The organism is Pseudoxanthomonas sp. CCNWLY206-1, from assembly GCF_039710385.1.
In the GTDB taxonomy this organism is placed as follows: domain Bacteria; phylum Pseudomonadota; class Gammaproteobacteria; order Xanthomonadales; family Xanthomonadaceae; genus Pseudoxanthomonas_A.
In genome coordinates this window covers 461,338-479,296 of record NZ_JBDKXI010000002.1, presented here as the reverse complement: position 1 = coordinate 479,296, position 17,959 = coordinate 461,338, and the positions used below count along the sequence as shown (strand labels likewise).

Sequence of the window (17,959 nt, the reverse complement as noted above, 5' to 3'; positions counted from 1 at the left end):
CGTGTTCACCCGCCGTAACGATGGCTATGGATGTGTGGGCGCACGGCGTCGTTGCCGATGAAGCACAACGCTTCACCGGCGGCGCTCAGTATCCATCCTGTGGCCACTACGGTAACGCTGATCGCCGTGCCTGCCACTATTCCCAATCGGCGAATTGCTTCCGCCGAGAGATAGACCACGAACGAGGCGCCTACTGCCGTCATGGAGACAGTGACGGCCACGCTTCCGCCCACCCCCGCGACACCCGAGACCACAGCTGCGGCGCCATGCGAAAGCGCATGCGTGACGGCGATGGGTACTTCGATCGAGGTAGCCAAGCTGGCTTGCGACTGCCTGCTGGCGCCGTCGGACTGAGGCGCGGCTGCCGCCGGAAAGGCGAGACCTGCCGTGGTCCAGGTAAGTGCGGCCAGAAGCAGGGAGTTCGGGCTTGCCATAAGGGTGTCTCCATTGATGCCGGAGAGTGGGCACGCGCCGAGTCGATGCTCAAGCATCATCGACAAGGTAAGCTCCCGCGGAACGAAAGGTATAGGAATTCGCTACTCATGGCCGTCTCTTTCGACCTGATTGACGCACTGAAGCGCTGTCTGCGCGCTCAGGGAATGACGTACCGCGATCTGGCGGCGCGGGTGAAGCTGAGCGAGGCGGCGGTGAAGCGGATGTTCTCGCGGCGGGCGATGAGCCTGCACCGGCTGGAACAGATCTGCGATGTGTTGGATGTCGGGCTGGCCGAGCTGAGTGCCGAGGCGGCGCGCGGACGCACCGCCATGGCGCGTCTCAGCGAAGCTCAGGAGCAAGCGCTGGTCAGCGAGCCCGCGCTGTTATTGGCGCTGTTCCTGACCCTCAATCGCTGGCGCCAGGACGACGTACTGGCGCATTTCGGGTTCACCCAGGCGCAGTGGACTGGACTGCTGGTAAAGCTGGATCGGCTGGGCGTCATTGAACTGATGCCAGGTAATCGCGGGCGTGCGTTGACGGCCCGCAATTTCCGTTGGCGTGCGGATGGCCCGATGGAACGCTATTTCCGGCATACGTTGCTGGGTGACTACTTCGCTGATCCTTTTGACGGAGAGCAGGACGCGTTGTTGCTACTTAGCGGCAGCCTGAGCATCGATGGCGTCAGGCAGCTCCGACAGCGGTTGGAGGAAGTAGCGCGCGAATTCGACGCATTGCTGGCGCGCGATGCGACTTTGTCGGCGCAGGAACGGGTGGGCGTCAGCTTGGTGCTGGCCCAGAAACCCTGGCTATTGCAGCTGTTCCACCCCTATCGACGCTCTCAAGACTAGCGAGCCGACAGCCTGAAGCGGGGACAGGACGCGGGGACGGGAGGCGGGAGACAAAGCGGAAGCGCTTCGCCTTCCCATCGAAGCAAACCGTAGTTGCGTTCGTCGGCCCACGCGCCTGAGGCATACCAAGCCGCGAGCAACACGGCTGCGCGTGCGATTGGGGCGACGGCTCGTGCGCAAAGAGCACGCTACGACAACCATCAGCCCGCAGCGGGCGCTGCCCCCTGGGCGACCCCATCAGGAGTGACCGCCCGCCCCTGAACCCCAGCGAGCCGGCTATTCATGATTGTTCTCGCATGTTGACCCAGGACATTGGTATCATTTTGGTCTGACTTACCGAGGACAAGGCATGAACGCAGCGGTCGACCATTTCAGGACGAAGGATTCCCCCGGCAGCGAATTGGAGACACTCAATGCCTGGGTCGCCGAAGTCGCCGCCCTCACTCAGCCCGATCATGTTCACTGGTGCGACGGCAGCGATGCCGAATCCGCCGCCTTGCTGGCGCTGATGCAATTAGATGGCACCTTGCTGCCGCTCAATCCGCAGACCAATCCCAATAGCTGGCTGCATCGGTCCAGCCCGAATGACGTTGCCCGAGTCGAGCACCTGACCTTCGTCTGCACGCCGCAGGAGGAAGACGCAGGCCCCAACAATCACTGGATGGCACCGGCCGACGCGCACGCGAAGATGGATGCGTTGTTCGCCGGCTGCATGCGTGGCCGAACGCTCTACGTAGTGCCTTACTGCATGGGGCCGATCGGTTCGCCACTCGCGCGGTGCGGCGTGGAAATCACCGACTCGCCCTACGTTGTCGCCAACATGCGCATCATGACGCGCATGGGGAGCGCGGCACTTGCACGCATCGAGCGGGAAGGTCGGTCGGGCGGCACGTTCGTCAAAGGGCTGCATTCCATCGGGGAGCTCGATCCAGACCGCCGTTTCATCATGCATTTCCCGGAAGAGCTGACGATCAAGAGCTACGGCTCTGGCTATGGCGGCAATGCGCTACTGGGCAAGAAGTGCCATGCGCTTCGCATCGCGTCGTATCAGGCGCGCCGCGAAGGCTGGTTGGCCGAGCACATGTTGATCCTGGGCATCGAGAACCCGCAAGGCGACACGCATTACATCGCCGCGGCGTTCCCTTCTGCGTGCGGCAAGACCAACCTCGCCATGCTGATCCCACCGGAAGGCTATCGCCGGGATGGCTGGAAAATCTGGACCATTGGCGACGACATCTGTTGGATGCGACCCGGCAGCGATGGCCGGCTATACGCCATCAATCCGGAAGCCGGTTTCTTCGGCGTGGCGCCGGGCACTTCCCAGGCTTCCAATCCCAATGCGCTGGCAACGCTGGCGCAGGATGCGATCTTTACCAATGTCGCGCTGACCGACGATCAGCAGCCGTGGTGGGAAGGTCTGGACTCACGGACCCCTGTTACCGATTGGCAGGGCCGTCCATACGATCCCTCCCAAGGTCCGGCCGCGCATCCCAATTCCCGCTTCACCGTGTCGGCCAAGCAATGCCCGAGCTATTCGGCGCGTGCCGAGGATGCGCAGGGCGTGCCGATTTCCGCCATCGTTTTCGGCGGTCGTCGCGCGTCGCTGGTGCCGCTGGTGTTCGAGGCGCGCGACTGGACGCATGGCGTGTTGGTCGGTGCAGCCATGGGCTCGGAAACCACGGCGGCGGCGGCCGGCGCGGTCGGGGTGATGCGTCGCGACCCGATGGCGATGAAGCCGTTCTGCGGCTACAACTTCGCCGACTATTTCGGGCATTGGCTGTCGTTCGATCAGCCCGGCGCGAAGCTGCCGAAGATCTTCCACGTCAATTGGTTCCGCAAAGGCGAGGACGGCAAGTTCCTGTGGCCCGGCTTTGGCGACAACCTGCGCGTGCTGGAGTGGATGGTAGGTCGCGTGACGGGTCAGGCCGAAGCCACCGAAACCCCCATCGGCTATCTGCCCGGCCGAGACAGTCTCAATCTGGACGGGGTGACATTGTCCGAAGAGGCCCGGACCAAGCTCTTTGATTTCGATCCAGCAGGCTGGCGGGCGGAATTCGCCAGCATCGGGGAATTTCTCGGCGAGTTCGGCGAACGTACGCCGCAAGCGCTGAAGGAAGAGCAGCAGCGTATCGCGGCCTTGCTGGCTGGCTGAGGGCTGCTCAGTAAAAGAACGCGGCAGCGCGCCTGACGACAGGCGCGTCTTCCTGATTCCGTCGCTGGCGTCCCCGGCGCCTTAAACCCCCGGGCGCTGGACTGCATCCAAGTCGTTATGCTGAACTCAGCCGTGAGCGACTTCATGACCGCTACGACCACCGACGAGGTGGCCGCCGAAACCGATGCCGTGCTGGTGCGTTCAGCGGCGGGCGGTGACATGCAGGCCTTCGAAACCCTGTACCGCCGCTATGCCGGCCGCGTGCACGGCGTAATCATGCGGTTGGTCGGTGGCCAAGGCGTGCGTGCCGAGGACCTGACCCAGGAAGCCTTCGTGCGCGCCTGGCAGGCGCTGCCCAAGTTCCGGTTCGAGAGTGCCTTCTCCACCTGGCTGCATCGACTGGCCGTCAACACGGCGTTGATGGAGCTTCGCAGCCGCCGTGCGCAGCCACGCTTCGACGACGATGAAGATGCCCTGGAGGATCTGGGCCTGCTGGATTCGGCTGGCCAGGGAACGGCGCTTTCCATGGATCTGGAGCGTGCGGTCGCCACGCTGCCGCCGCGCGCCCGTGCCGTGCTGGTGCTTTACGACGTGGAAGGTTGGAAGCATGAAGAGATCGCCGCCGAGTTGGGCATGGCGGTCGGTAGTTCGAAAGCCCAGTTACACCGAGCCCGTCATCTGTTGCGCGGCCGGTTAGGAGTAGAAGCATGACGAACCAAGACGATTCCCTGCGCTGGCGGTTGCGGGGGCTGCGCCAGGACACTCCGCCGCAACGCGATTTGTGGCCTGGCATTGCCGACCGTATCGCGATGGCGCCGCAAGTGTCGGAACCCTCCCGGTCGCGCCGATTGGCGCCATGGGCCGTCGCGGCCTCGGTGCTGCTCGCGGTCGGGTTGGTTTGGCAGAAACAGGCGCCGCCGGAAATCGAAGAGTCGTTGTTCCAGCGTGAGGCCATGGCGCTTACCCGCGAATACCAGGGCGCGCTGGCCCAGTTCGGCGGTACGGAAGCGCCTCCCGAACTGGCGCCGGCGTTGGACGCGCTGGACCGCAGCGCGGCTCAGATACGCACTGCCATCGATACCGATCCCAACGCACGCTTCCTGTTGGATCAGCTGCGCCGTACCTACGCAAGACGCCTGGCATTGAGCCAGCGCGCCGCCATGACTTGAGGAGTTCCCATGTCCCGCATCATCACCCGCTCATCGAGTCTCCCGTTGCTGTTGCTGGCGACGGCCGCTTTCGCCCAGACGCCTATCGACGAAACCCGCCCATTGGATGCGCGGGGCCGCATCGATATCGACAATGTGAAAGGCCGCATCGAGGTGCGTGCCTGGGACCGGGATGAAGTGAAAATATCCGGCACGCTGGGCGAGGGCGTGGAAAAATTCGTTGTCGAAGGCGACCGCCAGCATCTGGTTGTGGAAGTGCGCTATCCACAGGGCGGCTGGGGCAACCGCGACAAGTCGGGCCCCACCGAGTTGCTACTGAACGTGCCGCGCCGCGCCGACCTGGAAATCGAATCCGTTTCCGCCAACGTCCATGTCACTGGCGTCGCGTCATCAGTGTTGTCGATCAACACCGTCAGCGGCGATGTGGTGGCGGCGGCCGCACCCGCGAAGGCCAGCATTGATTCCGTCAGCGGCGATCTCACGCTCACGCTCAACAGTGCGGATGTCGACGTGCAGTCCGTCAGCGGGGATATAGGACTGCGCGGCCGCTTGAATGGCGACATCGACACCGAAACCGTTTCCGGCAATATCGATATCGCGGTCAACGGCGAACGTATCCGCAAGTTGGATGCGAACACCGTCAGCGGCGACGTGAGGATGCAAACTGCCCTGGCGCCCAAAGGCGAGATCCGAGTGGAATCCGTTAGCGGCGACTTGTTGCTGCGCCTACCCAAAGACGTGTCCGCCCAAGCACGCGGTGAGAGTTTCAGTGGCAGCCTGAAAGCCACTGGCGTGACGGTGGAAAAGCGTCAGGGGCCTGGTTCCAGTTTCTCCACCCGCTATGGCGACGGATCGGGCGACATCAACCTGCAGACGTTTTCGGGTAGTGCGGAAATCAGGCTGGAATGAAGCCAGCTGGGGTGAGGCTTTGGATTGAAGATCGAATCCCGTTCTCCCTTATCATTCGAATCATCATCGATTAGCTGGTTCGGGAGAACTGATTCCATGACGAGTGCAGCGTCCCATATCGCGCAGTCGCGTCGTCATTTGGAATCGGGCAGTGCAGCGGAGGCGCTAGCCGCCAGTGAACGCGGATTGGGGATTTACCCGTCCGACGAGGAACTCCAACTCCTGCGCGCGCTGAGCCTGATGGCATTGGATGACCATGCACGGGCGGTGGAATCGCTACGTGTCCTGGTAGCAGCGAATACCGGAAATGAAGAGGCCTGGTTAAGGCTCGGGGCGTGCGAGGCCAGGCTGGATAATCCACGCGGCGCCGTCGAGGCCTTCGAGAAAGGGCTGCAGATGCGCCCGGATGCTTTCCTGGCGCGGCTGCAATATGCGGAAAACCTGCTTGCGTTGGATAACCACGATGCCGCACTCATCCAGGCGTTCCGCGCAGTGACGACCGCGCAATCGAAAGGCCGCTGGTTGAACGATCAGACCACCGCACCGGAGTTGCGTGCCCGGGTCAAGAGAGCGATGGTGCTGATCGACGAGGGCCGGCGTGACTTGTTCCTGTCGTCAATCGAACCATTGTTGGAAACGTACGGCCGTAGCGAACTGGTCCGGGTCATTGCTGCGCTGGAGATTTACCTGGGCCTGGTCAAGGGCGGTAGCCCGGATCCTCGGCAACGGCCGACGTTCCTGTATGTGCCCGATCTGGAACCCAGGCCGTATTTTGCCCGCGAGCTGTTTCCCTGGTATGCCGCGCTGGAAAGTGCCACGCCGCAAATCCTGGCTGAACTGCAGGCGGTGATCGGAGCCAGGCAAGGTCTGCAACCTTTCCTGATATTCGACAACGGAGCGCGCAAGAGCGATTACCTGGATAGCAAAGGCGGCGAAGCAGCCTGGGATGCTTACTTCTTCTACCGGCACGGTGAAGCTTTCGACGACCATCTGGCCGCCTGTCCGGTCACCGCGAAAGCATTGGAGCATGTGCCGCTGACCCGCATAGAAGAGCATGCACCGGAAGTGCTGTTCTCGTTTCTGTCGCCCGGGACGTTGATCAAGCCACATCACGGTGTCACCAACAGCCGCGTAGTAACGCATCTACCGCTGATCGTGCCGGAAAACTGCGCGTTGGAAGTTGGTGGCGTGGAGCACTCGTGGGAGGTCGGCCGTTGCGTGACCTTTGATGACTCTTATTCGCACCAGGCCTGGAACCACAGCGACCGACTACGCGTCGTGATGATCCTGGATAGCTGGCATCCAGATTTGCGTGAACCGGAAACGCTGGCGCTCAGGCAGCTGGTGGAAACCATTGGTGCTTTCAACAAGCAGGTGGGGATCCGCTAACGTTTCTTTTTGTGCCAAACCACGATCGTCGTCCCGGCCTGCGCCAGGACGACGGTTCCGCGCCGCGGATACACTTCGGCTATTCGTGCGTATGTTCAGCGCCACCAGGGCGGTCAAACAACAAGTAAGTCGACAGGATGTACTTGTCGTTGGAGACCGGTGGATTTCCCACGTGCTGAAACATCCAGTACGGCGGAAACATCAGCAATCGTCCCGCTTTGGGCACGACTTCCACGTCCAGGTCCATGAAGCGGGTGGTGCCTCCGGTTTCGACATCGTTGAGGTACCACAGGAAAACCATATACCGGCCGGCTACTTCGTCCACCGAATCGAAGTGCGGCTGAAACCGATCGGTACCGTTGGCTTTGTACTTTTTCAACGTGACGCGATCGATCCTGGGCCGCAGGGGAATCTCCAAGGTCAGCGAGAGATCGGCGTTATAACGTGCCAGATAAGACTCGATCTGCGCCATGAAGTAACCAAGGAAAGCCGGATCGGCGAGCCGGCTGATGTTGAGCTCGGTCCAACTGCTATCGTCGAGCGCGGGGCGGATGCCTTTGCCGTTGGGCTGCTGGAACTGCGCGGAGGCTTCGAAGGCATCGATCAACTGCTGGCAAAACGCGGCCGGCAGGGCATCGTCATAAACGCGGATATAGTCGGCCAAGGCTTTCATGAGGCTTATCCTACTGTCAGATCATAGCCCCAGTGATCGGCCACGGGCTGCAGGATGGGTAGGGCAGGACGCAGCCATTCGGCGTACGGCCGCCAGCGACCAACAGCGCGATTGTTCACGGGTTCCACTACCTGCGAGTAACTGGGCGTACTGATATAACCCTTGCGTGCGGCGTGTGCGTTGAACTGGGCCAGAAAGTCGCTGTCGTCGATGCCCAGGAATTCGCTGATGCGGTCCACCTGCGCGGGGAAATCGCTGACGGTCTCTTCATAGCGAAGAATCAACATATCCGGTGTCAGCAAAGCTTGGTGATGAATCCAGAAACGCATCGCGTTGACGTAGCTTTTCGCCAGCCGCTCCAGGGTGGAGCATAGAACCATGAAGGCAGGCGAGCGGAAGTTCTGCATATAGCAGCTCAACAGCACATCGCATGGATGGCGCAAGGCCAGGATGATCTTCGCATGGGGGAAAAGCCGCACGATCATCGGCAAGCGCAGCATATTGAGCGGGTTCTTGTCGACCAATTGCTGCCCCGGCGTCAGCGTGATCACCTTGGACACTTCCGTCCAATAGACCTGCCGTAGATCGTCTGCTGTCGACTTGTCCAGCGTATGCAGGTCGTGGGGATATTCCTTCTCCTGCGTTTCCAGGCGTTCGATGCAGCGCTGCAACGTAGCGCGCTCGTCCATCGACGCGTAACCAGGATGGGCGTCCAGCATTTGTTCCAGCATGGTGGTGCCGGAGCGTGGAAAGCCAAGGATGAACACCGGCGAATCCTTTTCCGAAGGCGCATCGGGGTCATGTCGAAAACCGCACTCATTCGGCTTCAACCACTTGCTGGAAACCTGTAGCGGTTCACCGCTGGAATAAGCGATCTCTGGCGCTACGTCCGCGGCAAGTTTGAACTGGATGGCGTGGGCTCTTTCGAGATGCTCCATCGCCAGGGCGGGATTCTTTTGTTTATCGGCGATTGTGGCGAGGGTGAAATGAGCGGTGGCCTCGGCCTGGATCGGTGGACGCAGCGAGAGAATGGCTTCCGCAACCCGTCCTGCCAGCTCGTAGTTTTTGGCGCGCAGACTCAGTGAGGACTCCAGGTGAAGGATGTCGATCCGTTCCTGGCTGTCATTTTCCCATGCGATTGCGCGGGCTCGACCTAACAACTCTTGCGCACGCTCCACGCGATTGGTGCGCTCGCTGATCTGGGCTAGCCGCACGATGCCTGCAAGCGACGGCTTCCTGCTCTCGTCGAGCAGCAACGCTTCGGCTTCTTCGGTCCGACCTACTTGCATCAGCGCCGTGGCCAGCTCTTCCCGCAAGTCGTCGGGTAACCCATTCCATTCTTGGGGCGGCGGGATCAGACTGGCCGCGCGCTGCGCGTCGCCACATTCGAAACACGCCAGCGAGGCATAGATGCGCGACTCGGCTGCAGCTGGGTCAATCTCCACCGCGTCCAGGAAGCGATGGCGCGCATCGGCGATACGTGCCATATCCAACAGCAGCAGGCCATAGTCAATCAGATAACCATGGTGCCGGGGTTGTAGCGATAGCGCGTGACGGTAAGCGTCCTCGGCTTCCGCGAACTCGCCGATCTGGCGAAGCGCCATGCCCAGGTTCGCCCAATACGCGGACTTTCCAGGGTGCGACGTCGCGAGCTGATGATAGACCCGAGCGGCTTCGGCGTCGCGCCCGAGACCTTGCAGGCTCATCGCGCGAAGGGTTGTGAGTGATTCGTCGTTTGGGGCAACGAGCAAGCCTTGGGCGCAAAGCTCAAGCACGGCTTCGTAGCGGTCTGCCTGGTACAGGGCGACGATTTTGGACAGTTCGGGAAGGCTCATCGCATCTGATTCTAATCTCTTCAACAAAAAAAGCCGCGCGGGGTTGCCGCGCGGCCTAAGGTCAAACAGGTAAAGCTTTCAAGCTTAGAAGTTAACCGTGTAACGAGCCCACAGGTAACGGCCGACCGTGTCGAATGTGCTGACGTCGGTATTGGCGTTGAGCACGTTGTTCTGGTACATGACCGGCGGTTGCTTGTCGAACACGTTGTCCAGGCCTACCTCGATCTTGGAATTGAACCAAGGCAAGTTGTAGTTGGCACTGACGCTGTGAAGCATGTAGTCGTCGAACGCCACCGCGTAGCAATATTCCGGTGTGTCCAAGGTGCATCCACCGTCGGCGCTGGCGATTTCGAAGCCGCCAACATAACGGGTACGCCAACTGACACCGAAATCACCCTTCTGCCAGTTCAAGAACAGACGGGCGCGGATGCGCGAGTAGTTGCCGTAGGACGCGTCGTACCTGCCCGCCAAGTGGGCGATTTCATCATCCGAGCTTTCCGGATTCACGTCGTTGTCGTATTGAGCGATATAGGTCGCATCCAATCCTGCGATCCAGCTGCCCCATGCGGTATCCGGCAAGCGGTAGCGCAGTGCCAGATCCCAGCCCTTCGTGTCCAGGCGGCCGAGATTGACGATCGGTTCGCGAATGAAGTCCACCTGACCGTTTGCACGGCGATTGATGAATTCGCAGAACGCGTGATCGTCGTTGGCGTAGCAGGTATCGATGACGGTCTGAGCGTCAGCACGGGTGATGGTGTCGTTCAGATACAAACGCCAGTAGTCCAAGCTGACCGAGAAACCTGGCAGGAATTCAGGATCGTAGACCACGCCCCAGGAGAACGACTTGCCTTCTTCCGGCTGCAGATCGAAACCAGCCGCCACGGAGCCGGACCATACGCCATTGCTCTGCGAAGTCGGGGCCGGGCCGATACCGGTAGCCGGAATGTTGGTAGCTCCCGCGCCTGCACCGCAAGCATTCTCGTGATCGCGAGGTGTGCCTGCAGCGCCATAGCCTTGGCAGATATCGTTCAGCTGAGGAGCATCGCCTTGCGGACCCGCATAAAGGTCCTGGATGCGCGGAGCACGGAAGACTTCCGCCACGGTGCCGCGGAACAGCAGGTTCTCGATCGGACGCCATTCCACCTGCAGCTTGCTGTTGGTGGTGTCGCCGAAGGTGCTGTAGTCGGAGTAGCGCGAACCCAAGGAAACGGACAGCAGGTGCGCGAACGGCATCTCGGAGAGGATCGGCACATAAAGCTCGCCGTAGACTTCCGTCACGTCGAACTTGCCGCTGAGGGCGGAGCTACAAGCTTCCTGCGAGATGAAGCAGCGACCTTCGGAGTCAGCGATAGCGATGTAGTCCACTTCGCTGCGTTGATACTCTTCACGCCACGAAGCACCGAACGCCAACTGCACGGCACCGGCGGGCAACGAGAACAGCTCGCCGCTGGCATTGGCTTCGAAGCTGCGGTTCTGGCGCATGGTGGAGTAGTACGGACGCGCTTCGTACTGGCTCAGCGTTTCAACAGACTGCGGATCGTCGATGTTGAAGATGTTGAGCGGCACGCATCCAGAGATAATCGCACCCGGAGTACCGCACTTCACAACGCCGTCGGTATCCAGGAATGACGGCCCCAAGGCATCAGCCAGACCTTCGTAATACACATAGCCGTAGCTGGTGTTTTCACTGAAGTAGTGGCCGTAGTTGAACGCGGCATCCCACTTCCAGCTATCGCCGATGAAGCCTTCCAGGCCCGCGACGACTTGCGACGTCGTGGTGTCGTAGTACGAGCGGCGCTGACCCAGCGAAGTGAAACGGGTCAGGAACAGATTATCGTCGGTCGCGCTTACCGGCCCGAAGTTGATGTCGAACGGGTTGTAGTAATTGTCAGCCGAGATGACCACACCGTCGGAGCCGGTGTCGAATGGCAGCGCGGCGATGGCGAAGTTCGACGTGGTCTTGTTGTGATAGACCTCGGCGAAAGCATTCAGGTTGTCGTTGATCTGGTAGTTGGCCAGGAAGAACGCGTTGGTGCGCTCCTGCGGCGTGACGATCAGGTTGGTCGACTGATAGTTATAGGCATCAGTTCCGCCGCTGTAGCAGCGGTAGTCGTCAGTCGTGTCGCCAGCGGCGCCGGGGATACGGGTGACGGAAGGGCAACCGTACTGGGTTTCAAGCGGGGTGCCTTCCACGTAAATACGACCGCGGGGATTGCGGCTGGAACCAGCCACGAATACTTCACCGCTGTACAGATAGGTGGCGTCCTTGGAGAACGCGCGGTCGGCAGACGAAATGCCGTCGAACTTGTTGTAGTTCAAACCGTCGATGATGTTGCCCTTTTCGCCAACCTGGCCAAAGGTGATCGAGCCGCCACTGCGCTGGCCGTCCTGCTTGCTCGGGGTGATACCGAAGTCGACCGATGCGGTCAGGCCTTCGAAGTCCTTGCGCAGAATGAAGTTGACCACGCCTGCCACTGCGTCCGAACCGTACACGGCGGAAGCACCGCTCATCAGTACTTCGATGCGCTCCACGGCGGTGGTGGGGATGGAGTTGAGGTCGTTGTTGACGATGCGTCGGCCGTTGACCAACAGCAAGGTGCGCTCCGAACCCAAACCGCGCAGCTCCACGGTCGAGGAACCATCACCACCGCCGTTGTTGACCTGAGGATTGGTGGCAGCGCCGGAGACGGCTGGCAGTTCCTGAACCAGGTCGCCCAGGGTCAGCTTACCGGTCTGTTGGATAGCGGCGCGGTCAATGATGACGACCGGGCTGGCGGTCTCGGTTTCGACACGGGCTACGCGGGAGCCGGTGACCTGGATAGCATCCAGGGTCTTGGCGCCTTCTTCGGTGGATTCTTGTGCGAACGCGATACCTGTACCGGCAAGGGTGGTCGCGCCCACGGCGAGAGCGAAGCCAATGGCGTCGCGCAGCTTGGTGGTTTTACAGTTCATTCTCTCTCCAAATGAGTCTGGTTGAAGCACTGAGGAGCCCGGCCGGCTGCCAAAAAACGGCCACGCAAAGCGGGGGTAGCCCGATCATAGACGGCACTGAGAAAGAATTAAAGTGTTGTTAAGTCACAACGTCGGCATATTGAACCGACAGAATCCGCTGATTGAGTTGTTCAGATCAGACAAATCCGCAGAACGACGGTGAATCATCGATGGTCAGGCGATCAGCTGTCTGTAGTGGTATCGGGCAGGAAAATAGTTAACTGTTTGAATAGTAAAGAAAAAGTTGCAATTGGCTTCGGTGGTGGCGGTACTCAGCGCCATCGATATTGGTCTGGTGTGCAAGCTGCCGCGATGCCGCTGGGCCATTGTTGTTTTGCCTGCATATCGAACAACCTAGGGCAGAAAGGCCTACAAACATCGTGCTTTGGAACGCCCATATCTCTCAGGTCGGTATTACGTCAAACGCCAAACTGATGCGTGGTATAGACCCGTGGTAAGGCACGGTGTGGTGAAAGAAGTAAGAGGGAAATGACAAAAATTGTCCGCTTTCAGGATTGTGGATCCATTTCCGCGGAGCGACTTGTAGTCCGACTTCGGTCTGCGGATGACCAAACACGATCGCGCCTTCGTTGTTACCCTGCGGCAGTCCCACATTGAGGTAGAAGACCCCGCTCATCCAGCCAGCGGGATGAATGTGTGGTGTTTGATGGCCCCCGTGATGCAGGATGGTAGCCCAGGCCTGTAGCCGCCACCGATCCGGGCAGGAAAGCATCCACGGATGCTCTGCCAACTCCTCTGTACGGCGTAGCTGGCCAATACGCTCTTCCACGTAGGCAGTTGCGACCGTTCCGAATTCATGGAAAGCGGAGCCCACCCTCAAATCCAGCATGGTGCTTTGTTGGCCTCCCGTCGTTGAGCGTCCTGGTGGTTCCCAGCTCAATCCGGGATGACCTTCCACGGCAGCACGCAATGCGCCGACGTCCAGTTTGTCTGCGAACCCGGCGTCGGTAACGTCGATCAATCGTTCATAGTCCATGAGGAGGTCGACTTTCTGCGTCAGCGCGAGCTCGTTGGCCGCCATGTAGATGCCAGCCAAAGCGGTTTGATCGGATGGGGAGATCGCCAGCGCAGCCGAATATCGGCGATAAGCCGCTTCAGTTTGGCCGTCGCGCAGCAGGCAAAGCGCATGGTCTGTCAGCAGCTCGGGAGCCACCGGCAGCCGTGCTTCCAAATCAGCATAAAGGCGGAGCGCGGAATCCAATTGTCCCAAGGCGTCGTGAGCGTTAGCGAGCGAGTGAAGAACATCTAGCCTGCTCGGCGCCAGCTTTTGCGCCATACGCAGAGCTTCGACCGCCGCGCTCGCGTTCCCGCTGCGCAAGTAAAGAGAACCCGCATTGGCCCAAGCATCAGCTGCGCTTGGCTGCAATCGAGTGGCTTCAATGAAATCCGATAACGCCTCATTGATTCTGTCCAGCCTGAGGCGAGCAACCCCTCGCTGATAGTAGGCCTGGGCCATGTTCGGCATCGCCGCTACGGCGGCATCGAAGTCGGAACACGCCTGTAACGCATCGCCTAACGATAGCAGGACAAGGCCACGGAGGAATCGCCAATCTGTCCGTGACGGATCCGGTGCCAAGGCTTGGTCAAGTACGGCGAGCGCTTGAGCGAAGTTTCCAAGGGTGTAGTAAAGACCCGCCAACTCGTTCGCGACAGGCATGCCCCGTTCTATGCATTCACGGTACGCGGAGACAGCCTGATCATGGCGTCCACCATGCAAAGCATCACGGGCGGATGAAAGCAGTTCTTGGTCAGATGGCTGTGACGTCTGCATGTGTCAACCTGATCTCATCCGGCTGACCAGTGCATGGCTGAACGTTCAAGACGGCCGTTGGACTGCCGTAGGATATCTGTGCATACCTGTTCGATTGCAGCCGCGCTTCGCCGTGGATCAAACAAGCCGCAGTGATGTGCAGCCGAGGATAGCCGAGAACGTATCTTTGCCAACTCTCCTGGATCACCGGCAAGTCGGACGGCAATATCGATGTAATCCTTTGTATCGCTGGCAATCAGCTCTTCCATGCCCAGCACGCGATTGATGCTGAGCCCAAGACGGGACGGCACTGTATTGCCGAACCGAGTAAGTACAGGCAGCCCACTGGCGACTGCATCTAATGTGGTAGCGCCACCTTGATAACGGAAGGAGTCCAGCATCAGGTCACAACTGGCGGCGCGATCGGCCTGCATTTCTGCGGGCAGCGCTTCGACGACGATCAGCCTCGATGAAACTCCGCCCAATCGCTCCCACTGTTGCATGAAACCAGCGCGAGCCGCTTCTGGAAGGTAGATCATGAGGCGTGCATCGGAAGCCTGTTTGAGGATATCGAGCCATGCCGTTAGAAGAGCGCCATCGAGTTTGTAGGTGTTATTGAAGCTCGCGAAAACCATTTCCCCTTCTTTAGGTAGGCCAAAGCGCTCACGATCGCGATGGCCTTGCCTGTTCGGAGCGCCGGGAAACAAGGTGCCTGGCAAGCGGATGACCGAGTCGCTATACGGCCAAGCCTCATTCGCCGGCTGAACATGCTCATCCAGCAGAATGGCATCAAGCCAGGGAGCCTCTTGAGCATGAATGAATCCAAGCCATCCTATTTGAATGGGAGCGGGTTTCAGTGCAAGCACTTCGGGTTTGGAGCCGTCGGTGGGACCATTGAGATCGATCAGTACATCGAGATTGTGCTGCCGGATAAGGTGGGCGATATCGACTGTTCCAAGTTCGTGGCAATCTTCGAAGTGCTCGCAACCTGCGCGAATGCGGCTGGCGATGGGATCGTTGTGTTTGCGAAGGGAATAGGCAAATACCTCGAATCGAGTCCTATCGTGCTGATGAAGCATTTCGCTCACGAGGCGCCCGACCGCATGGGCTCCGAAATCAGAAGAGATATAGCCTATGCGAAGGCGGCTGCTTGAGTACTGAGAGTATGTCGTGCTATCAAAAATAGGTCGAAGATGCGATGCGCGCATCTGGACGTGCTGCGAACTCTTCTGCAAAGCTATTTTTTTCAGCGATGTATCAAGCGGAAGAAATGTTAGAGGAAACGCTTCAATGGCACCATCGTGATGGTCATGATTCTGAAGAAGACGCGAAAGGCGGTCAGTAGTGTCGAGCTCTTCGGGAAAAAGGCACAGGCGGGCTTCGACCTGGGCCAAGCGTAGCATCACATCAGAACGGCCAGGATAAAGCTGTGACATCCTGAGGTAACTATCCCGAGCCAGCACGAGATCACCAGCATGCTCTGCGCACATCGCGATGTTGAACAACTCTCCCGGCTGTTCCACCGCAGCCATTTGATAGGCCCGGATTGCTTCTGACCAGCGCTGTTGACGATGAAATGTTTCGCCCAGGTAATGCCATGCTTCCCCAAATCCATTGGCCATCGAGAGGCATCTGCGGAGCGACTCTTCAGCGAGCTGGAGGTGCCCTGTTTGCACCTCCATGCTTCCTTTCAGCATCCACGCTAGAGGCGCATGGGGAACCAATAGAACGGCTGCATTGGCAACCTCCAGTCCTTCCCTGATCCTGCCGTCGTCCCTCAGGCATGTCGCTAAGGCTAACGTGGCGTTCAGATCGCCGGGTTTCTCGCGAAGGACGGCCTGGAACGTCGATACTGCTTGCTCTAATCGGCCGGACTGCATGAGGAGAACGGCATAGTCGTATCTAAGGGCAACGTCGTTGGGCGTCGAGGCTAGGGCGCGCAGGTAGAGCTGCTCGGCGGCTGGTAGGTTGCCGTCGCTGTGGAATCTACGTGCAAGCAATGAATCAGACATTTGATATCACCAGCGTCCAGCCCATGCGGACTCCATGGTCCTGCTCGACAGGGGCGAGAACTGTCTGGGAATAACCAGCGTTCATGCAGCTATCCAGCAGTGCAAGCAGTTCGTCGTGGGTCATGATGGCTTGCTTCAGGTGTTTCAATCTGGCTTGTTCGTTCAGGAGGTCTTCTTCCGCGGAATGCAGGTATTTCAATGCGTCGTTAGGGTCGCGCTGAGCGCGCCGGAGCGCATTGAAGACGTAGTGCGCGGCTTTTTGCAGAATCACGGCGTCAGGATGTTGATCGATACGATCGACAATCTGTTGAGAGGCGGCATTGAAGGAGTCCCTCGCTATCTGCGCTTCCGGATTCTTGGATAGTTCCATGCGCTGAAGCTGGGTTCTAGCTTCACTCATCCTCTCTACGATTCCAGCCGCCAGTTCTAAGATTCTGTTATCGCGGAACAGAAAGGAGCAGGCGTCGATTTGCAGATCGGCGGTTCGCGCGATCAGCGAATCGTTGCTGTGCATGATCAGCGCCGCACGGCCCCGCATCCCGATAACGCGAAACAGCTCAGTAAGTGTGGCCTCCCGCGGTCGGCAGTACTCGAATGCGTACTGGGAAGTTAAAAGTGAAACGCTTCCGTCAGCGAATGGGAGATTTGCCGCGGAAATACCAGGATGGAAAATAATTCCAGCGAACAAGGATGGCCCACCGTCCACCCAATTGGGCGGGTCTATCGCCGCAGTATCCACCCCATGGATATCCAGGTGGACTCCGCGTTGGAGTGCGTCCTGTTTTGCAAGGAGGGGAAGGGCGCCATTACCGGTGCCTATATCGACCAATCTGTCGCCAGAGCCCATGCGATTGAACTGCTGGCGCCAGAAATCGGCGATGGCGCCGTCGTAGTTGCCTGCGATACCGGTCGAGCAAGAATGCAGCGTGCCGGTCCGCCATAGGCTGGTCCATGCATCTGCGTCGTTCATATGGGTAGCCAATGGAAGTGTCATCAGTGAGTAATGCTGCTTTGAACTAGCTTGCAGGAGGCTGTTTCCAGCGGCACCAGGAATTGAGCGCTACCACGACCCTTGGACGTTCGCCCGTATAAGGGAATATTTCATGGAGCAAGTAAGAAGGAAACACCAGCATCTGCCCAGGTATGTGATTGAGTTGCCATGGGCCCATTCTATAGGGCGGCTGCATGCGCTCAATGGAAGGATCGCGGTACATGTCGCAACCGGTTCGTGGATCATGAAATCTGACCGCGCCACTCTCCGGTTGCGAAGCATCACCGGGATCGACGCAATATATCGCCGACCAGCTGGCATTGGGATGATTGTGCAGGCTCTGGAATCCGCCTTTTCGTGTTACGTGGAACCATGAGTGCATATCCAGGACGATGTTGGACATCTCCTGATCGGTGAACTGATTTATGCCTTGTATGAAAGTGTGCAACGAAGCGCGGACGAACTCGAACAACTTGCGGATCGGCGCCTCAGATCGCTGATGCAGGAAGAAGTTGCTCTCGAAAATACCGTATTGAGTGTCGCGTTTGATCGGGTCGCGATGGCGGTCCCCTTCGCGTTCCAGATCAAGGAAGAGTTCCGTCAGTTCTGAATTCAGGCGATTCGCGTCGGCAATACTGCATTGCAGCATCGGAACCGCGTATAGAGGATGTACCGTCGCTTGAATCTCGTTGGTTGTCATGCCGTGTATTCCGGTTCCGCCTGTCCGGAGATCATGCCATGTCCAGCCGCCCACAAAGCACGATGCCCCCAAAAGGGGGCATCG

At 59.3% G+C, this 17,959-nt stretch carries 14 protein-coding genes; 6 read left to right on the top strand and 8 right to left on the bottom strand.

Going from position 1 to position 17,959, the window contains the following annotated elements; genetic code table 11:
- Positions 1-5: 5 nt before the first annotated feature.
- The gene (locus AADW18_RS06355; RefSeq protein WP_337342513.1) at positions 6-434 is read right to left on the bottom strand and encodes a hypothetical protein; all 429 of its coding nucleotides are present in this window, start codon (positions 432-434) and stop codon (positions 6-8) included.
- Between the two features lie 108 nt (positions 435-542).
- On the opposite strand from AADW18_RS06355, the gene AADW18_RS06350 reads away from it, so the two are divergent.
- The 6 genes from AADW18_RS06350 to AADW18_RS06325 all read left to right on the top strand — a co-directional run bounded on the left by AADW18_RS06350 (position 543) and on the right by AADW18_RS06325 (position 6,902).
- On the top strand, positions 543-1,283 hold the full coding sequence (locus tag AADW18_RS06350; protein ID WP_337342512.1) for a helix-turn-helix transcriptional regulator: 741 nt from the start codon (positions 543-545) through the stop codon (positions 1,281-1,283).
- A 349-nt stretch (positions 1,284-1,632) separates the two neighbouring features.
- On the top strand, positions 1,633-3,435 hold the full coding sequence (locus AADW18_RS06345; protein WP_337342511.1) for a phosphoenolpyruvate carboxykinase (GTP): 1,803 nt from the start codon (positions 1,633-1,635) through the stop codon (positions 3,433-3,435).
- A 144-nt stretch (positions 3,436-3,579) separates the two neighbouring features.
- Complete coding sequence (locus AADW18_RS06340; RefSeq protein ID WP_337342510.1) at positions 3,580-4,146, top strand: sigma-70 family RNA polymerase sigma factor; 567 nt, start codon at positions 3,580-3,582, stop codon at positions 4,144-4,146.
- Entirely contained in the window at positions 4,143-4,604 is a 462-nt protein-coding gene (locus AADW18_RS06335) for a hypothetical protein (RefSeq protein ID WP_337342509.1), read from the top strand. Before AADW18_RS06340 ends, AADW18_RS06335 begins: the two co-directional genes overlap by 4 nt.
- A 9-nt stretch (positions 4,605-4,613) precedes the next feature.
- Positions 4,614-5,513, top strand: a complete 900-nt coding sequence (locus AADW18_RS06330; RefSeq protein WP_337342508.1) for a DUF4097 family beta strand repeat-containing protein — start codon at positions 4,614-4,616, stop codon at positions 5,511-5,513.
- Between the two features lie 96 nt (positions 5,514-5,609).
- Complete coding sequence (locus AADW18_RS06325) at positions 5,610-6,902, top strand: aspartyl/asparaginyl beta-hydroxylase domain-containing protein (protein ID WP_337342507.1); 1,293 nt, start codon at positions 5,610-5,612, stop codon at positions 6,900-6,902.
- A gap of 79 nt (positions 6,903-6,981) precedes the next feature.
- Here AADW18_RS06325 and AADW18_RS06320 read toward each other — a convergent pair whose 3' ends face one another.
- The 7 genes from AADW18_RS06320 to AADW18_RS06290 form a co-directional block, all read right to left on the bottom strand.
- A complete protein-coding gene (locus tag AADW18_RS06320; RefSeq protein WP_337342506.1) occupies positions 6,982-7,575 on the bottom strand; it encodes a 2OG-Fe(II) oxygenase in 594 nt (197 codons plus the stop codon).
- A 5-nt stretch (positions 7,576-7,580) separates the two neighbouring features.
- Positions 7,581-9,410, bottom strand: coding sequence for a sulfotransferase (locus AADW18_RS06315; RefSeq protein WP_337342505.1), 1,830 nt, complete (start codon positions 9,408-9,410; stop codon positions 7,581-7,583).
- A gap of 84 nt (positions 9,411-9,494) precedes the next feature.
- On the bottom strand, positions 9,495-12,362 hold the full coding sequence (locus AADW18_RS06310; protein ID WP_337342504.1) for a TonB-dependent receptor: 2,868 nt from the start codon (positions 12,360-12,362) through the stop codon (positions 9,495-9,497).
- Positions 12,363-12,804: 442 nt separating this feature from the next.
- Positions 12,805-14,079, bottom strand: coding sequence for a putative 2OG-Fe(II) oxygenase (locus AADW18_RS06305; RefSeq protein ID WP_337342503.1), 1,275 nt, complete (start codon positions 14,077-14,079; stop codon positions 12,805-12,807).
- A 128-nt stretch (positions 14,080-14,207) separates the two neighbouring features.
- The gene (locus tag AADW18_RS06300) at positions 14,208-16,184 is read right to left on the bottom strand and encodes a tetratricopeptide repeat protein (protein WP_337342502.1); all 1,977 of its coding nucleotides are present in this window, start codon (positions 16,182-16,184) and stop codon (positions 14,208-14,210) included.
- Positions 16,177-17,154 (bottom strand): class I SAM-dependent methyltransferase, encoded by a 978-nt coding sequence (locus AADW18_RS06295; RefSeq protein ID WP_337342501.1) that lies wholly within the window; start codon positions 17,152-17,154, stop codon positions 16,177-16,179. Before AADW18_RS06295 ends, AADW18_RS06300 begins: the two co-directional genes overlap by 8 nt.
- Before the next feature lie 46 nt (positions 17,155-17,200).
- Positions 17,201-17,875 carry a putative 2OG-Fe(II) oxygenase gene (locus tag AADW18_RS06290; RefSeq protein WP_337342500.1) on the bottom strand — a complete coding sequence of 225 codons (675 nt, stop codon included), beginning with the start codon at positions 17,873-17,875 and terminating at the stop codon, positions 17,201-17,203.
- Positions 17,876-17,959: the final 84 nt, after the last annotated feature.